The sequence below is a fragment of the Peptoniphilus lacrimalis DSM 7455 genome, from assembly GCF_000378725.1.
Classification (GTDB): Bacteria; Bacillota; Clostridia; order Tissierellales; family Peptoniphilaceae; genus Peptoniphilus_A; species Peptoniphilus_A lacrimalis.
The window spans coordinates 96,249-113,540 of sequence record NZ_KB900367.1; the positions used below are offsets into that span (position 1 = coordinate 96,249).

Annotated in this window: 18 protein-coding genes and 1 pseudogene; 7 read left to right on the top strand and 12 right to left on the bottom strand. The window is 29.0% G+C overall.

Annotation, left to right across the window (positions count from 1 at the left end; genetic code table 11):
* Window position 1 precedes the first annotated feature (1 nt).
* Window positions 2–1,366 (bottom strand): MATE family efflux transporter, encoded by a 1,365-nt coding sequence (locus F594_RS0100460; RefSeq protein ID WP_009345400.1) that lies wholly within the window; start codon window positions 1,364–1,366, stop codon window positions 2–4.
* A gap of 276 nt (window positions 1,367–1,642) precedes the next feature.
* Here F594_RS0100460 and F594_RS0100465 point away from each other — a divergent pair, with 276 nt between their 5' ends.
* On the top strand, window positions 1,643–2,518 hold the full coding sequence (locus tag F594_RS0100465) for a LysR family transcriptional regulator (RefSeq protein ID WP_009345385.1): 876 nt from the start codon (window positions 1,643–1,645) through the stop codon (window positions 2,516–2,518).
* 3 nt (window positions 2,519–2,521) lie between these two features.
* Window positions 2,522–3,637, top strand: a complete 1,116-nt coding sequence (locus F594_RS0100470) for a DUF3048 domain-containing protein (RefSeq protein ID WP_019034168.1) — start codon at window positions 2,522–2,524, stop codon at window positions 3,635–3,637.
* A gap of 17 nt (window positions 3,638–3,654) precedes the next feature.
* Here the strand turns inward: F594_RS0100470 and F594_RS0100475 are convergent, their stop codons facing one another.
* Window positions 3,655–4,194, bottom strand: coding sequence for a phosphatase PAP2 family protein (locus tag F594_RS0100475; protein WP_019034169.1), 540 nt, complete (start codon window positions 4,192–4,194; stop codon window positions 3,655–3,657).
* A gap of 58 nt (window positions 4,195–4,252) precedes the next feature.
* On the bottom strand, window positions 4,253–4,546 hold the full coding sequence (locus F594_RS0100480) for a putative quinol monooxygenase (protein ID WP_019034170.1): 294 nt from the start codon (window positions 4,544–4,546) through the stop codon (window positions 4,253–4,255).
* A 78-nt stretch (window positions 4,547–4,624) separates the two neighbouring features.
* Here F594_RS0100480 and F594_RS0100485 point away from each other — a divergent pair, with 78 nt between their 5' ends.
* Window positions 4,625–5,323 carry a hypothetical protein gene (locus F594_RS0100485; protein WP_233428274.1) on the top strand — a complete coding sequence of 233 codons (699 nt, stop codon included), beginning with the start codon at window positions 4,625–4,627 and terminating at the stop codon, window positions 5,321–5,323.
* Here F594_RS0100485 and F594_RS0100490 read toward each other — a convergent pair.
* The 4 genes from F594_RS0100490 to proC form a co-directional block, all read right to left on the bottom strand.
* On the bottom strand, window positions 5,320–5,928 hold the full coding sequence (locus tag F594_RS0100490) for a C39 family peptidase (RefSeq protein WP_019034172.1): 609 nt from the start codon (window positions 5,926–5,928) through the stop codon (window positions 5,320–5,322). The two genes, F594_RS0100485 and F594_RS0100490, sit on opposite strands and share 4 nt — an antisense overlap.
* A gap of 35 nt (window positions 5,929–5,963) precedes the next feature.
* Window positions 5,964–7,565 carry a Na/Pi cotransporter family protein gene (locus F594_RS0100495; RefSeq protein WP_009345420.1) on the bottom strand — a complete coding sequence of 534 codons (1,602 nt, stop codon included), beginning with the start codon at window positions 7,563–7,565 and terminating at the stop codon, window positions 5,964–5,966.
* Between the two features lie 137 nt (window positions 7,566–7,702).
* The gene (locus F594_RS0100500) at window positions 7,703–8,284 is read right to left on the bottom strand and encodes a DJ-1 family glyoxalase III (protein WP_019034173.1); all 582 of its coding nucleotides are present in this window, start codon (window positions 8,282–8,284) and stop codon (window positions 7,703–7,705) included.
* Between the two features lie 51 nt (window positions 8,285–8,335).
* Entirely contained in the window at window positions 8,336–9,091 is a 756-nt protein-coding gene (gene proC, locus F594_RS0100505; protein WP_004826389.1) for a pyrroline-5-carboxylate reductase, read from the bottom strand.
* 94 nt (window positions 9,092–9,185) lie between these two features.
* Here proC and F594_RS0100510 point away from each other — a divergent pair, with 94 nt between their 5' ends.
* The 3 genes from F594_RS0100510 (at window position 9,186) to F594_RS0100520 (ending at window position 11,931) form a co-directional block, all read left to right on the top strand.
* Window positions 9,186–9,743: a chromate transporter gene (locus tag F594_RS0100510; protein ID WP_004826438.1), complete on the top strand. Its 558-nt coding sequence runs from the start codon at window positions 9,186–9,188 to the stop codon at window positions 9,741–9,743.
* Complete coding sequence (locus tag F594_RS0100515; protein ID WP_019034174.1) at window positions 9,740–10,288, top strand: chromate transporter; 549 nt, start codon at window positions 9,740–9,742, stop codon at window positions 10,286–10,288. Before F594_RS0100510 ends, F594_RS0100515 begins: the two co-directional genes overlap by 4 nt.
* Before the next feature lie 71 nt (window positions 10,289–10,359).
* Window positions 10,360–11,931, top strand: coding sequence for an SH3 domain-containing protein (locus F594_RS0100520; RefSeq protein ID WP_019034175.1), 1,572 nt, complete (start codon window positions 10,360–10,362; stop codon window positions 11,929–11,931).
* Window positions 11,932–12,108: 177 nt separating this feature from the next.
* On the opposite strand, the gene gltS is transcribed toward F594_RS0100520, so the two are convergent.
* Window positions 12,109–13,353: a sodium/glutamate symporter gene (gene gltS, locus F594_RS0100525; RefSeq protein ID WP_019034176.1), complete on the bottom strand. Its 1,245-nt coding sequence runs from the start codon at window positions 13,351–13,353 to the stop codon at window positions 12,109–12,111.
* 283 nt (window positions 13,354–13,636) lie between these two features.
* On the opposite strand from gltS, the gene F594_RS0100530 reads away from it, so the two are divergent.
* The gene (locus F594_RS0100530; RefSeq protein WP_019034177.1) at window positions 13,637–14,290 is read left to right on the top strand and encodes an aspartate/glutamate racemase family protein; all 654 of its coding nucleotides are present in this window, start codon (window positions 13,637–13,639) and stop codon (window positions 14,288–14,290) included.
* A gap of 157 nt (window positions 14,291–14,447) precedes the next feature.
* Here F594_RS0100530 and F594_RS10015 read toward each other — a convergent pair.
* From F594_RS10015 to F594_RS09115, 4 genes and pseudogenes are all read right to left on the bottom strand, one after another.
* A pseudogene (locus F594_RS10015) lies at window positions 14,448–14,831 on the bottom strand (transposase); the annotation flags it as partial.
* Between the two features lie 218 nt (window positions 14,832–15,049).
* Entirely contained in the window at window positions 15,050–15,619 is a 570-nt protein-coding gene (locus F594_RS0100535; protein ID WP_019034178.1) for a hypothetical protein, read from the bottom strand.
* A gap of 147 nt (window positions 15,620–15,766) precedes the next feature.
* Window positions 15,767–16,360: an IS3 family transposase gene (locus tag F594_RS09110; RefSeq protein WP_019034179.1), complete on the bottom strand. Its 594-nt coding sequence runs from the start codon at window positions 16,358–16,360 to the stop codon at window positions 15,767–15,769.
* 6 nt (window positions 16,361–16,366) lie between these two features.
* Entirely contained in the window at window positions 16,367–17,164 is a 798-nt protein-coding gene (locus F594_RS09115; protein WP_019034180.1) for an IS3 family transposase, read from the bottom strand.
* Window positions 17,165–17,292 lie beyond the last annotated feature (128 nt).

Consider the following 17,292-nt stretch of genomic DNA (forward strand, 5'->3'; position numbering starts at 1 on the left):
TTTATAAAGAAGCTTTTTTTCTCCATTTTCCAAATTTATAATATATATAAGTTACTATAAAATTACATATATATGAAAAAGGATAAGACCAGCATAAGGGGTCAATACTTTCTGACCAGCCTTTAATTGGTAAATAAATAAAAGCTATTCTTGAAATACAAAGCCATACAAAAGATATAAGCATTGGTGCAAGGGCTTCTCCACTTCCTCTAATGAAAGCAGATAAACTTTCTGATAGTCCAAAAGCCCAAACTGCTAGACATATTATTCTAAGCATTTTAGCTCCATAAAATACTACTTCTTCATTTGGATTAAAGGCTGCAATTAATTGATTTGCAAATACTATTGATATTAATGACAGAGCTAGAGCTATTGCCAAAGTTATATTAACAGTAACTTTTACACCTTCTTTAATTCTATCAATTTTTTTAGCCCCATAATTTTGCCCAGCATAAGTTGTAGCAGCAAGAGCCACGGCTTGTAGGGTCATAAAGACAAATCCATCAATTCTTCCCTCTGCGGCAATACCAGCTATTACATTAGAACCAAAGGAGTTAATCTTTGCTTGAATAACTACATTTGTGAAGGAGATAAATGATGATTGTAGGCCTGTTGGTATTCCAATTAAAAATATCTGCTTTGCTATTTCTTTGTGATAAGAAATTTTTTTAATTCTAAGTCTAAAAGCACTGTCTGAACTTGTTAGGTTTAAAGTTACAAGAATTGCAGAAACTGCTTGAGCTGAAAAGGTTGCTATACCAGCACCTATTACAGACATTTTGAAATATCCGACAAAAACAAAGTCAAGAACAATATTGACTAGAGCGGCTACTAATAAAAAGTTAAATGGACGCTTAGAGTCACCTGTGGCAATAGAAATAGAAGCACCCATATTATAAATTATTAGGGGGGTAGCTCCAAGATAAAATATTCTCATATAATTTATGGCATCAGTCATAATTTCATCTGGCGTTCCCAAAAGCCTCAAAAGTAACGGTGTAGTTAGAATTCCTCCAACAGTAATAATAATTCCAGATAAAATTGCTAAAAAGTATGCACAAGTTACGGAATCTCTTAGTTTTTTAGCATCATTCATACCATAATAGGTTGAAATTATTACACCTGCCCCAGTGGTTAGACCTAAAAAAAGTCCTACAAGAAGAGTTGATAAGGGTCCTGTTGCCCCAACTGCTGCCATAGGATTTTTTCCTGCAAACCTACCAACTATCATTAAATCGGCTGTGTTATAAAGTTGTTGTAGAAAGTTAGTAAGAATTAAAGGAATTGAAAAAATTATAAGCCCTTCAAAAATACTACCTTCTGTTAATGAAATATTTTTACTAAATTTTTCTTTTAATTTTGTCAATCTATCCTCTTTTCTATTATTTTTTCCAGTTTATGGAATGATTAAAACACTTAAAATTCAAACATTAGATGAAATTTTGTATAAAATTTCTATAGATTCTTATTCTATCACAAAATGAAAAAAAATCATCAAAAAATTTGTAAAAATTTATAAATATTCATATTTATTTAAAAATAACTTTAAAATATTTGTAATTTTATTAAAGATCTGTTTTTATATATATAATATTGCATTTTAAAAGCTTACATATTAAACTAAAATAAAGGGGGGAGGATAATGACTATAAGAGATCTTGAAATTTTTGTGGAAGTGGTCAGGACTAAAAATATGTCCCAAGCTGCAAAGAATTTATCTATATCTCAACCTACAGTATCTCATGCAATATCACAAATTGAAAAGGAATATTCAGTAAAATTATTTGATAGAGTTTCAAAAAAGCTATATTTAACTGATGTCAGCCTTAAACTTTTTGATTATGCAATGGAACTGATTGAAAAGTTCGACCAGATAATTCTTTTTCTACAATCTTCCTCAAAAATCTATGACTTAAACTTAGGTCTAAGTTCGTCTTTTTCAAGTGATTTCCTTAAAAATATAGTTTTTGAGTATGAAAAACTAAATCCTAGGGTGCAAATTAGGACAAGTGTTAAGGGGAAAACTGAAATAATAAAAGATAGTCGCCAGGGCTTTATAAATTTAGGTATAGTTGAAGGTGATATAGCAGAAGATGGGTGTCAATGTTATAATCTTTATGAAGATAAATTTTGTCTTATAGTGAATAAAAATCACAGGCTGGCAAATAAAAAAGAAATTGATATTAAGGATATCAATGGTGAGAAGTTTGTATTGGGAGAGTTTGATGACGAGGATAGAAAAGCATTACTTAGCATTTTAAGAGACCATGAAGTAATTATTGATTTAAAATTTATGTGTTTAAGTAATGATATGGTTTTAAATATTGTAAAATCCGGTCAAGCTATAAGCTTTTTTCCAAAGTTCTTAAGTCATTTTGAAGATTTGGTTAGCATACCTATTAAAAATGTCAATTTGCAAAGATCCTATAAGGCAATAGTAAAAAAAGACAGACAAATAAGCCAAGTTGTAGAGGATTTTATTGATTTTACAAAAGAAAAACTAAATGAGGAGATTTAATTGATGAAATTTAAAGCTAGAAAACTTGTTCTTTTCATAGGTGTTGGATTATTAATTTTTACCTTGAGTGCATGCAAAGACTTGCGTAATGATAAGGATGCCAATAGTGGAAAAGATGTAAAAAAAGAAGAAAGTATTGATGAAAAAGAAGTAATAAGAAGTCCCTTTACAGGACTAGAAACAACAGAGGATACTCTTAGAAGACGTCCTTTTGCTGTTATGCTTGATAATCATTTTGATGCCATACCTCAATCTGGTCTTAACCAAAGTGATATGATTTATGAATTTAAGGCTGAAGGCGAATTTACAAGATATATGGCAATATTTCAATCACAAAGTCCATCTGTTATTGGACCAATAAGAAGTGCTAGACCATATTTTGTAGACACAGCTAAGGAATATAACGCAATTTATGCTCATTGGGGTGGAAGTGAAATGGGTTATGCTGAAATTCCTAAAATAAAAGTTGACGATTTAGATGGAATAGCCCTTGAAGGAATAACTTTTTATAGAAATAAGGATGTAAAGAAAAAAAGACCCCATGACGGTTACAGCTCCATTGATTTAATGACAAAGCAATCAGAAAAATATAAATATGATTTAGTTTCTGACAATAAGGCTTTTAATTTTGATACAAGCGAAAACCTAGATGAAATAAAAAAACAAATGGGAGATGAAATTTGCAATTCTATAACCCTTAATTTTTTCAAACATTATAAGGAAAAGTATGAATATGATGCAAATACAAACAAATATAGGATAATAAGAAATGAAAAAAATGTAACAGATGAAGCAGATGGAAAAGATGTTCTTGTTTCTAATTTGATAGTTGAATTTGCATCATCAAAGGTAACAGGACCATTGGGAACTTTGACAATAGATATTGTAGGTCAAGGAAAGGGTCTACTTTTAACAAATGGTAAGATAATAAATATTAATTGGCAAAAAGATGATCCAAGTCAAAGAACAAAATTTACGACACAGGACGGAAAAGAAATAATTCTTAGTCCAGGACAAACTTGGGTATCTGTACTTGACCCTAAAGACATAATAGAAAAAGAGCCATCTCAAGAAAAAAATGCAGATGAAAATTCATCTGATAATGTAGAAAGTAAATAGCGATAAAAATGCCCTCACTAGTGTGAGGGTAATTTTTTATTCTTCATCTCTATCTTATTTTTTATTAATAATGCGAAGTTTGCCGATACCAATCCAAGTATTATTCCGCCAAGCACATCTGTTGGGAAATGGACAAAAAGATAGAGCCTTGAAAAAGCTATAAGACTTGCAAGTATAAAGGATATTATTCCCCATGATTTTTTATATTTATATATTACAAAACTTGCAGCTATTGATGAGGCTGTATGTCCTGATGGAAAGGAATAATCTCTAGGATTTTTTATCAGTAGTGGAATATTTACTATCCACGATGGTCTTTGCCTTTTAATTATTGGCTTTAAAATAAATGAGCCCAAAACTAATTCTATACATAAGGCCAGTATTATTGTAAGGGCTAATCGTTTTTTTTCTTTATCTTTACTAATAAAAAATGCCAATGCTAAAATTATCCAAACCATACCTCCATTTCCTAGCTTTGTAATAAATTTCATTACTATATTTAAAAGTGGACTTTGAAACGAGTGGATAAAATATAAAATATTAAATTCAAAATTCATTTAATCACCTTTAAAAAGTATAGCAAATAATGAAATTTTTACAAAATCTTTGCAGAAATTATTTAATCTCTTTTAATTCATCGAATCTTATTAATGGAGATTTTTCTTTTACTAATTCTGCAACTAAAGGAACAATTCTCTTAAAATGTTCGCTTTGGGTATGTTTTTGTTGAAATTCTAAATTTTCCCATTCTTCATTTATTATTATGGTATATGGACTGTCTACATCACTATATAAATCATAGTAAATACAGCCTTGCTCAAGCCTTGATTTATCTCTTAATTCTTTTAAAAGTTCAAGAGCCTTATTGTAATTTTCTTTTGTGAGTATTTTTCTTGTAAAAAATTTCATCTAATCACCTCAAAGATTATTATCTAAAAATAAATGAATTTTGTAAAGAAGGGTATATGTTACAATAAAGAGAAGGTGATGAATTTGAACAGAAAATATTTATCTTTTTTAGTTTCTGAATTACTCTTTTTAAAAGACGATACAATAATGCATCTTATCCCAAAAACAGAATGTCAATATAACAAGATTTTTGCTAAGCTTGAAGATATATGTAATGACTTAAATTTAAATATCAGGATTATAAGGAGAAAACTCGATCTTTTGAGAGAATGTGATTCACTTTATGTTAATGAAAAAGTGGAAAAGGAATTTAAAATAGAAATTGAAGAAAATAAAATAAAGAAAAATAAAAGAATTTTCACTTATCCCTTTGAAAAAATACCTCAATCTAGAAAAAAGAAATGCCAAGATTTATATAGGTCTTTAATAAGTAAATATTCTCCAAAACTTTATGAATTTCCTTTGGAAAACTTTGAAAACATAAGACAAGCTTTTTATGCCTATGATTTGGTGAGTTTAAAAAATATGGATTCCTATAAAAGTCATTTAGAATTAAAATTATCAACTAAAGAACTTGAAAATTTAAGATTTAGACTTGAAATAGAAATATCTGATTTATATAGAAGTTTTCCCTTAAATAAAATAAGCCTTTTAGAAGATTCAGATGCTATAATCTATAATCTCAAAAGACTTGAAAATATTTACAATGATTATGTGGAACTATATGGCTCCCTAGAGGAAGCTTTAAATATATCTATTGCCAAAAGTTTAAGCTAATCATTAAATTTAATTAAATTAAAAGAATAAGCACCTAAAGAATTTAGACCATTTAAGGCTGAATAATCTATATATCTTTTTTCTTTTGACCAACCATCTATAACTTCTAATATTTTTATTTTCAATTTCTTATATAAAAATATTTTATAACCTCTTACAGTCAAGGAATGATTTTTGTAATATCCCTCGCCTATATTCATAATTACCGGTCTATCCTTATCAATTTGATTTTTCACATGAATATAAAAATTTGTAAAATAAATTCCTTTGCATTTAAGAGGAATTTTTTTTAGTTTAAAGTATGAATTTCCTATTTCAGATATAAAATTTGGGAATGTTCCATATTCTTCATAATAACCTCTTTTTCTGGCAAAAATTATTATGAAATTATAAATTTCCATAGGATCAATATCTTTATAATAGTAATTTATGAGCCTTGTTAATGAAACAAGCGAGCAAGCATTCCTATCATTTGTAATATCTTTTATGGTATAAGTTGGAAGGTCAATAGATTTTTCTTCAATTAATTCTGCTCCATTGTAATATTTATTAATATAAGAATCTAAATCTGAAATTCTCTTATTTTTTGTATCAAAATTAATCATTCAATCACCAAAATTACAACCAATCATTAATAAAATTAATTACAATACAGCCTTACTGCATTGGAAAGATAAGAACCTATCCTATCAAAAGCAGTGAGCATTTTTTCGTAATTAAGACCACTTTCAGGATTACATACTCCTGTTTTCATTCTTTCCATATGGGCATTTCTTATAGTATCCACATCTTTAACAAGAGTTTGTAATTCTCTTTTTACATCAATATCAACTTCACGAGCTGTTAAATCTTCTCTTAAAGTTTCAAAAATTTGGTAAATTGTATCTCTCAAAGATTCAATTTCTCCAGAAGTCATAGAAGAAAAACTTAGCATTTCTTCATCCATCTGCTTAGTAGAATCAGCAATATTTTTACAGTGATCACCAACCCTTTCAAGATCTCTTACTATTCTTAAATATCCAGCAAAATTATTTGATGTTTTTTCATCCATTTCCTTACCAAGGCCAGTTATTATATATCTTGTGATTTCTTTATTTAGGAGGTTTATTACATCTTCTCTTTTGTAGATACCATCATATTTTTCCTCGCTATAATTACCAATCAAAGATACTGTTTCCATAAAATTATTCCTACAAATTTTAAACATTCTATTTATTTCAGCTTTTATATCTGTAAGCATAATTGTAGGATCTTTTTTCACAGATGGGTTAATATATTTTAGCTTCATTTCATCATAATCATTGTCATCACCAACGATTATTAATTTTGATAAATCAGCAAGTTTTTTAGAAAATGGGAAAAGTAAAATTGTAGTACCAACATTAAAAAGTGTATGCAAGTTTGCAACTTCAGCCGCTGGCAAGTTTCTTGTAAAAGAGATGATAATTTTATCTATTGGAATGAAAAATGAAATTATTATAAAAATTATTGTACCAATTAAGTTAAACAAAACGTGAACGGCTGCAGTTCTTTGAGCATTTTTAGAAGTACCAATTGCTGAAAGAACTGAAGTTATACAAGTACCTATATTAAATCCACATACGATAAACATTGAAGAGGATAAGGGTATAAGCCCTTGATTACTGATCGCTTGTAAAATACCTACTGATGCTGATGAAGACTGGATAATAGCAGTAATTCCCGCACCAACAAGCACACCTAAAATTGGGTTTGAAAATTTAGTCATTAAATTTATAAAACCTTCATAATATCTCAAAGGTTCCATAGATTCTGACATAAATTGCAAACCCATAAATAAAAAACCAAGACCAATAATGACTTGTCCTAGATATTTTTTTGTTTTTTTCTTGGAAAATGTAAACATAACAAAGCCTATAAAGGCAATAAGTGGGGCCATTAAGGTAATATTTAAAGCCACTAACTGACCTGTAATTGTAGTACCAATATTAGCTCCCATAATGATACCGACAGCTTGGTAAATATTCATTACACCAGCATTTACAAATCCGACAACCATAACTGTAGTGGCTGATGAAGACTGAATTATAGCGGTTACAATTGTTCCCACTAAAATAGATTTAAATAGATTAGATGTCATTTTTTCTATTATAGTTCTAAGTCTTGCACCTGCTACAAGTTCAAGTCCTCTGCTCATTAGCTCCATCCCATATAAAAATAAAGCTAATCCACCTAAAAGACCGAATATATAATTTATAGACATTGCATCCTCCAATAAATAATTATATATTTATAATATAATAAATTTAATCTTTTTTAAAGATGAAATGTAAATTTTGTGAAAAAACTGTAAAATATATAAAAAAATAGGTCGGCAAATCACGCCGACCTCAAGAAATATTAAATTATATCTTCTTTGATAAACTCTTTAATCTTATTAATTAAGAATCCATCTCCTACTTCTTTTGCCTTCTTTTTTCCAGATAAAATTTTAAGCAATTCGTATCCTAAAAAAGGTGCCATGGCAGGACCCATAGCCGTAATAATATTATCATCAACCACTACGGGAACATCCAGTCTTTTTTTAGTTTTCAATCTTTCTTCAACGCCAGGATAACATGTAAACTTTTCATCGGTTAAAACTCCTGCTGTGTCTAAAACTTGAGGACCTGCACAAATGGCCGCTACAAATTTTCCTTGTTCCTTAAACATTTCAACTATTTGAATTACGCGGCGGTCATTTTGAAGATTTGTTGCTCCTGGTTGACCACCAGGTATATAACAAGCCTTGTAATTATCAATTTTGATATCATCAATATGAACATCAGCTAAAACTGTAACCTGGTGAGAACTTGTTACTTTCTTACTATCTTTTATTGAGCAAGTATCAACACTTAAACCACCACGTCTAAGAATATCAACTACACTTAAAGCTTCTACCTCTTCAAACCCATCTGCTAAAAATACCAATAAATCTTTCATGATGTCTCCTTTCTTTATTAGATATTATACCCTAAAAGTATATTTATAAACCTATCTATTTATAATATTACAAATAGCATCTATTAAAGAACCTCTGATGCCACTATCTTCAAGAGATTTTATACCAACTATTGTTGAACCTCCAGGTGTTGTTACCTTATCTTTTAATATTCCTGGATGAGTTTTAGTTTCTAAAATCATTTTAGCAGAACCTAAAACTGTTTGAGAAATATATTGGTAAGCCTCATCTCTTTTCATACCATTTAAAACAGCTCCATCAGCTAAGGCTTCAATTATTACATATATGAAAGCTGGTAGACATCCGCACACAGCTTCAAAAGTTAAAAAATCTTCCTTTTTAATTACAACAGTTTTTCCGAAAGAATTAAATAGTTTAATGATTTCTTCTACTTCCTCTTTTTTTATGCTTTGGTCAGGACATATTCCTGTCATTGATTCTTTAACTAAAGCTGGAGTGTTGGGCATCATTTGAATAAATCTTTTATTTCCAAGTATCTGTCTTAATTCTTCAAAACCAAATTTAGATGTCACAGAAACAATGATTTTATCTTCAACAAAATCCTTAATTTCTTCTAAAACTTGCCTGTAAACATTTGGTTTAACAGTAAGTATTATAAGATCAGAATTTTTTACAACTAGAGAATTTGATTCATAAAAACTTGCATTTCTTATCTTTTCATTTTTATCAAAGTGGGGGCTGTGAAAGTTCACTTCAATTCCTGATTGAGTTAAACCTTTTAGTATAGCTCCTCCCATTGATCCAAGTCCAATTATTCCTATTTTCATTTTATCACCTAACCTCATTATACTACAGCTGAGCCTTAATTAATATTAAAGCTTTAATTATTATGTTATAATTAATTGGAAGTAAGGTGATTTAATGAAAAAAATATCTTTAGTTAAGCTTTTTTTCACTTTTTTTAAAATAAATGCAATTACTTTTGGGGGCGGATATACAATTGTTCCCGTAATAAAAGATATTTTTGTTGAAGATTTAAAGCTAATTAATGAAGATGATATGATGGATATTGTAGCTCTTGCTCAAGGTGGGCCTGGTGCTATGGCAATTTCAGCATCAATTTTAACAGGTTATAAATTAAGAGGCCCTATTGGTGCCTTTATTTGTTTGGTGGCAAGTGTTTTGCCATGTTTAATTATTCTTTCTCTGATAGCAGGTTTTTATCAAGAATTTAAAGAAAATTTTTACATCAATGCAGCCTTGCAAGGGATAAGCGGTGTAATTTCTGCCGTACTTTTTGTTACTGTAATTAGAATGGGTCTAAAGTCATATAGCAAATATCCAGGATTTACCATTTTATTAATAGTTATTGCCTTTGTCCTTGGATATTTTACGAAAATTAATGCCGCACTTATAATTTTAATATTAGCTTTAATAGGTGTTGGATTCTTCTCTTTTGTAGATAGGAGGTATTCATGATAGCTTTATTTTTAGTATTTGTAAAAATAGGTTGTTTTGCCTTTGGTGGAGGTTATGCCGTCATACCTCTTATTTCAAAATTTGTAGTTGAAGAAAATGCTTGGCTTTCAATGAAAGAGCTTATTGATTTAATTTCTATTTCTCAGATGACACCAGGACCAATAGCAATAAATTCTGCAACTTTTGTAGGTCAAAAAGTTTACGGATTAGTTGGATCAATTATTGCAACAGCAGGTTTTGTTTTGCCGCAGCTTGTTTTAATGTTAGTTTTGGGACATTTTTTATTTACAAAAAATAAAAAATTCAAGATTTTAGACTATGGTCTAAATGGAATTAAAGCAGGAATTGTATCTTTAATTTTTATTACTGCTTTAGATTTATTTAGATCATCAGTTTTTGCTGATGAAATTTCTTTTTCTTCTATTAATTTTGCGGCTCTATTAACCTTTATTCCAGCACTGATCATGTATTATAAAAAAGTTGGACTTTTCAAACTTATTATCATGGGAGCAGTATGTGGAATAGTAATTAATTTAATAATTTAACCTATAAGCTTATCTGATTGAAAATTTTAATTTCCTAGTTTATAATTAAAAGGTCTTGAAAGGAGTTTACAGTGGAAAATTTTAGAACATTACCAACAACTATATATTTTAATCCAAATGAAACTCTTCAAATTTCAAAGGCGGAACTTTTATCTGAAGAATTCTCTTTAGCCATAGATATTTTAAATATGGGTGAAGAAACAGTAAATAAGATTACCCTATCTGTAAAGTTTAAAAATTTTTCTGGAGAATATTTATTTAATGGAGGAGAATTTTATTTTTCTTCAGATGTTGAAATTTTGCCTCATTCAAAATATTATCTTAAGCCCTTTTCTCTTGATGAGAGGTTTTCTTCTAGCAGGTCTATTGATATTAGAATAGCTTCTTATAATGCAAATAAAGGGGTAAAAAAAATCAGTATGGATGGCGAAGTGCAAATATTGCAGCCAATAATACCTGAAAAAAAATTAGAAAAAATAAAGGAAATTTTAGGTCCTGATATTAATACCTATGGTGAAAATCTCCTTGACTATTGGAGATGTATTTGTGGGGCAATTAATCCAAAAGATATTGAAGAATGTAGATTTTGTAAAAGAAATAAAAATTTTGTTTTAAATAATTTAACAGAGGCTCTCATTAATTCAAAAATTGTTAATGAAATTCTTCAGACATCTGATAAATCAGTTATTGAAATGGAATCTTTGGAAAGAAACATGACACGTTCAAATCTAACCAAGGTTGCCCCTACAAAAGAAAGCATTACAAAAAGTAGAATTAATGACTTATCTTTAAGCTATAAAAAAACAATTAAGAAAACCAAAAATATTTTTAATACAATTTTCAAAATTTTATTGGCCCTTTTAATTTTCTTCGGTTTATTTCTATTTGGCCGTAAAATTTATGAAAAAAATCGACTTGCAAAGGCTGAGATTCTTATAGAAGAGGGAGATTATACTCGTGCAGAAAATATCTACAAAAATATTAGCCGAATAAATCCCTCAATAGATTTGAGCAAGGAATTTGATAAAGCTAATAGTCTGATTAAATCTGATAATTATTTTAAAAATGCCAATCGAGAAGTTTTAGATGGCGATTATATTGAGGCTGTAAAATCTTTAAATAAAGTCATTCCTCAAGATGAAAAAAATTTCACCAAAGCTGGTGAAAAACTTGAAGAACTTGAAGATATAATTTTACAAAAAGCTATAGTGTTTTATCAAAAAGGAGATAAAGATAATGCTATAAGCTTAATAAAATCATATATTCAAGCTGAGCCTTTGTCTGTTAGAGCTGAAAATCTCTTAAAAGATATAAATACCAACAAAAATTTAATAAAAGTTTCTGAAGTAATTGATGAAGATTATGAAAAATCTACCGATGATGCCAATGCAGTTTCTATGAAAGAGCTTGCTTCTTCTCTTCTAAATACTTATCAAAAAGTTACAATGAAGATGGCAAATTTAAGGAAAGAAGCAGATGCTGATTCTGATATAATTACAACTCTTCCCCAAGGAAGTGAGCTTTATATAGAAAAGACAAAGATTGAAGGCTCAACAAGAGTTTGGTGTTATGTTCAAGCAAAAAATATAGAAAATGAAAAAAGTTATTATGGTTGGATTTCCAACAAGGTTCTTATGCCCTAGTTTTAGGGCATTTTTAATTGCATTTTAATTGATAATTTACACCAATATTTTTTCATAAATTAAAGAAAATTAGAATTGGAAAAAATTATTGAGAAAATTTCTACAATAACATAAAGATAAAAATAAAAAAAGCTGACTTCAAAAAGAAATCAGCTTTAAAAATATAGTTTATAAATCCTAGAAGGATAAGTTTGAAAAGAATGTTATCCACAAAGAATTTATGATATCAATAGCAAAAGCTCCAACCATTGGCAATATGAAATATGCTGTTGGAGAAGGGCCGTATTTTTCAGTAATAGAGTCCATATTTGCAAGGGCATTATAAGTAGCACCCATTCCAAATCCACACATTCCTCCAGATAAAACAGCAGCATCGTAATTTTTGCCCATAACTCTGAAACATACTATAGATGAGAATAAAGCCATTAAAAGTGTTTGTGCTCCTAAAATAATAAGCATATTTCCAGCAACATCTTTTAATGTTAAAAGGTCAATATTTGTAAGAGCCATTACAAGAAATACATTTAAACCAACATCACCGCAAATTCCTGCAGCTCTTTGATCTACAGCCATTCTTCCTTTTTTACCAATAGTATTAACATAAACACCTGAAATAATCATTGATGTTACATATGCTGGTAAAGAAAGAGGTGTTCCTTTAATAGATATATGGTCATAAATGAATTTTTGTAGAATTGCTCCCAATCCTATAGAAATAAATATAAGTCCTAAAACTTTGATGAAATCTTCTGCTGTTAATGGTAAATGTTCATAGCCATTTTCTTGATCATGAAGATTTTCAAGGACTTCGTCATAACTTTCAATTTTTTTCCTATCTTCAACAGGTTTTAAGTTATGTCTTTTAATTAGAGATGAGCCAATAGGTCCACCAATTAAAGAACCCATAATTACACCAAATGTTGCGGCTGCCATTGCATAAACTGTGGCATTTTGGTAACCAAAGTTTTGTTCAAAATTAGGACCCCAAGCTCCCGCTGAGCCGTGGCCACCTACCATTGAAATAGAACCACAGATTAGTCCCATCAAAGGATTTTCTTTAAGACCTAATGCAATAGCCATACCAATTGCATTTTGTAAAAATACAAGTATTACAGAAATAATTAGAAATAAAACGAAGCCTCTTCCACCTTTTTTCAAAGTTTCTAGATTTGCACCTACACCAATAGCAGTAAAGAATACCATCATAAATGGATCTTGAAGTGTAGTGTCCATTTCAAATTGACAAATGCCTGCAAGTTTTAATCCTAAGTGAACTAAAGCGAACAAAAAACCACCAATAACTGGTGCAGGAACACAGAAAGTTTGAAAAAACTTTATCTTCCCTCTTAAAAATTTTCCTATATAATACACAACGATTGCAAGAGCAACTGCTTGCATCATATTAAGTTTAATTGTTAACATATTATTTCTCCTTCCCTATGTATAATTTTTAACAACGTTACATAGTATAGCAGAATTTTTATTTTTTTAAAACAAAATTTTCTTAAATTTTACACAATTTTTTCATTTGATGAAATATTATACGAATCGTAATAAATAAACTCATAATTTTGGAAAATTATAGGTGAGTTAAGTAAATTTTAGTAATGTTATAATTGGGTTAAATTAATAGAGCGAAACTATAGTAAAATATTTACATGAAAATTAATATAGGCTAAAATAATAAAGATTGAGGTGATAAAAAATGAAAGTAGCTGTTTTTGCTGGAACTCCAAAAGATAGCCAGATGGGTCAAGACATTCTTATAGAAAATAATTTTGAAGCTAGAAAGTTTTTCTTAGCAGATTCACCAAAAGAACAAAGTAGGCTTCAATATTATTCTAAAGATATGTTAGAAAAAAAATTCAAAAATTTAAGTAGACAAGCTTTATCTTGGGGAGCTGAAAAATTTTTTATATATTGTAATTCACTTTCTGCAGCTTTAGATGTTAAAAGATTATCAAAGGAGCTAGATATTCAAATTATCTCTCCCTTTGATGTATATGAAAATTTAGATGAAAAATATAAAAATATATTTATATTAGCTGCAAATGCCCTAGCAGCATATAAGGAAGATGAAATTTTAAGTAAAACTTTTCACAGAAATATAATAAGCATGGGTAATCTTTCGATTGTAGAAAATATAGAAGTGGATATGCCTGCAGAAGAAATTATTGAAAAATTAAATTTAAAAGGACTAATGAATTATATTAACAATATCAAGGATGAAAAATATAAGATTCAAGCAATAATTTTAGGATGTACTCATTTTCCTTATTTAAAAGATGAGCTGAAAAAATATACTTCAATTGATATTATAGACCCAGCTACTGAAATGATAAAATTATTAAAAAATTAGTTTATTGAGAATATAGTGGTGGTAAAACCTAAAGCCAAGATTTAAGAGAAACTTTCATCATAAAGCCTGAGCTTGGTATTGGCTTGTTAGGAAAATCTAAATATAAAAAAGGCTCTTGTGAGCTGAACCCGTAAACACGGAATAATTTAATAATATTTTAAGCGGAATGTAATCTGTACATAACAGGGGACATTCCGTTTAATTTTGTTTTAATCCTATCCTCATTGTACCATTTGATATATTTTTCAATCCTACTTATCAAATGGTCATAACTTTTAAACTCTTCTCCATAAAAAATTTCTTGCTTTAATATCCCAAAGAAGTTCTCCATTGGAGAATTGTCTAGACAATTCCCTTTTCTTGACATACTTTGTCTAATATTTATTTTTTCTAACTTATTAGTCCGTGAATTATGCTGATAGTGAAATCCTTGGTCTGAGTGTAATGTTAAGTTATTCTTGTTTTTTAACTTGTGTAAAGCCTTATCTAGCATTGTATTTGTTAATTCTAATGTTGGGTGATAACTTAGGGTATACCCTATTTAGTCACAAGTGTATTAAAATCGAGTAAAATAGGTTATAATAGTAATGAACGGAGGTAAAAAGAATATCTAAAAATATTATATTAGCACCAATTCTTAAATAGGCTATATTAAAGCTTTTTGTTAAATATTTATAGACATAAATTTCTCTTATATATATTATCCCAAAATTCACATAATTTTATCATAGTTCTTTCTTCAATTTTAATTCAAAAACCTTATCGTGATTTTTCCCTATATGTCTTATAGCTCATCAAAACCCCTGTGTGAGGAAGATATTTTACATTTGCCAAAACATTTTCATCATCTTTCCATTTTTCTTTTTCGATATCTAAGGTGTCGCTATTAATGTCAAAAATTTCAATATCGCCATTTTCTGTATAACCCTTTAATTTATGAGTTACTATATATTCATGATTGCAATCCACCTCAAAGCTTACATAATCAAGTTTTATAGATTGGGGATGATTTAGATAGGCTAAATCGAGGATTGGTGCTCTTAAGGCATAAAAAATACCCACTATAGAAATTATTAAACAAATCCACCAAATAACTATTGTTTTAGTACTTTCTCTTACAAAAAAAGTTCCTATAAGAAAAATAATAACAACTATGCTCATAAAAACACGAACAACTATGTCAGCTATGAAACCTTCCATTCCCTCTCGATAATATCCACTACCAAGTTTTAAAACTATATACATAGAACTTATAGCAATTATTGCAAACAAAGCTAATAATACAATGAAGATATATCTTATTATAATCAAATATTTTTTACGATTCATAATTTCCCCCTATAATATTTTCTTTCTCTATCATTTTACAAGCTTTTATATCTTTAATCATCATATTAAATAAAAAAAGACCAAGATTCTAACTAAATAAGTAATGAATGAGCTGAACCCGTAAACACGGAATAATTTAATAATATTTTAAGCGGAATGTAATCTGTACATAACAGGGGACATTCCGTTTAATTTTGTTTTAATCCTATCCTCATTGTACCATTTGATATATTTTTCAATCCTACTTATCAAATGGTCATAACTTTTAAACTCTTCTCCATAAAAAATTTCTTGCTTTAATATCCCAAAGAAGTTCTCCATTGGAGAATTGTCTAGACAATTCCCTTTTCTTGACATACTTTGTCTAATATTTATTTTTTCTAACTTATTTGTCCAAGTACTATGTTGGTAATGAAATCCTTGGTCTGAGTGTATTATTAGTTTACTTATATCTTTTGTTTTATTTATTGCTTTTTCTAACATCGTATTGGTTAATTTAGTTGTTGGGTGATTGCTTAATGTATAGCTAATTATTTCGCTGTTGTATAGGTCTAGTATTGGTGATAGATAGAGTTTTTCTTCTTTGCCTCTCAATCTAAATTCTGTTACATCTGTTAACCATAATTGATTTGGTTTAGTAGCGCTAAATTGTCTTCTTACTACATTATCTGCTACTTTGCCTATTTGTCCCTTGTATGATGAGTATTTTCTTGATCTAGTTTTGAATTTAGTACATAGCAAGGATTCTTATCTCATTATTCTTAATACTCTTTTATGGTTGATATTGAATCCTTTATTTTTTAATACCATAGTTACTCTTCTGTAGCCATATCTACCTTTTGATGCTTTTACTATGGTTTTAATTTCACCTTTAACTTCCTTGTCTTTATCTGTTGGATTTTCTAATTTTATCTTCCATTCATAGTAGGATGATTTTGGTAACTTAGCTATTTCTATCCATTCACTTACTTTGCTTTTTGGATATTCTTTTTGTAGTTTGAGGATTATCTTTGTCTTTTCCTTGCTTCTGCTTCCTCTTCCAGTAGCAAGGCTTGTAGCTTTTTTTTCGTAGATTATCTTCATTTTAAGAAGTCTATTTTCTTCTCTTAGTCTTATTAATTCTTCTCTTTCGCTTTCGTTTATTGGATTACTTAGTTTAGAATTTTTATTTGATTTGGTCATTTCTTTTTTAGGCCTTCCTCTATTGCCTTCTAACCCAGATAAACCACTTTCTTTGTATTTTTTCTCCCAATTACAAATCATTGCTCCATTAGCGATATCGAAATACTCAGCAGTCTCTCTAAGCGAAGTATTATTGATTTGCCTATATTGTATTACAGATAGCTTAAATTCACTAGTGAATTTATTGTTTTTTAACTTTTTAGATAAGTTATCAAAACCTCCAGACTTGTATTTGTTTATCCATAGTTCTAACGTGCTTTTAGGAATTTTATATGTTTTAGCTATTGATTTAAGTCCTCCTGATTCACCTGATAAGTATTCTAGTACTAATTTTATTTTAAATTCTTTTGTGTATTTTGGCATACAAAAACCCCTCCATCCGTATTCCAGATTTTGGGGTTCAGCTCGTTGCGAGTCTTTTTTATTTATTTTAATCTGATATGAAATATAATAAAACCTCAAGCTTAGTTTTATGCTATAATTTTTTCAAA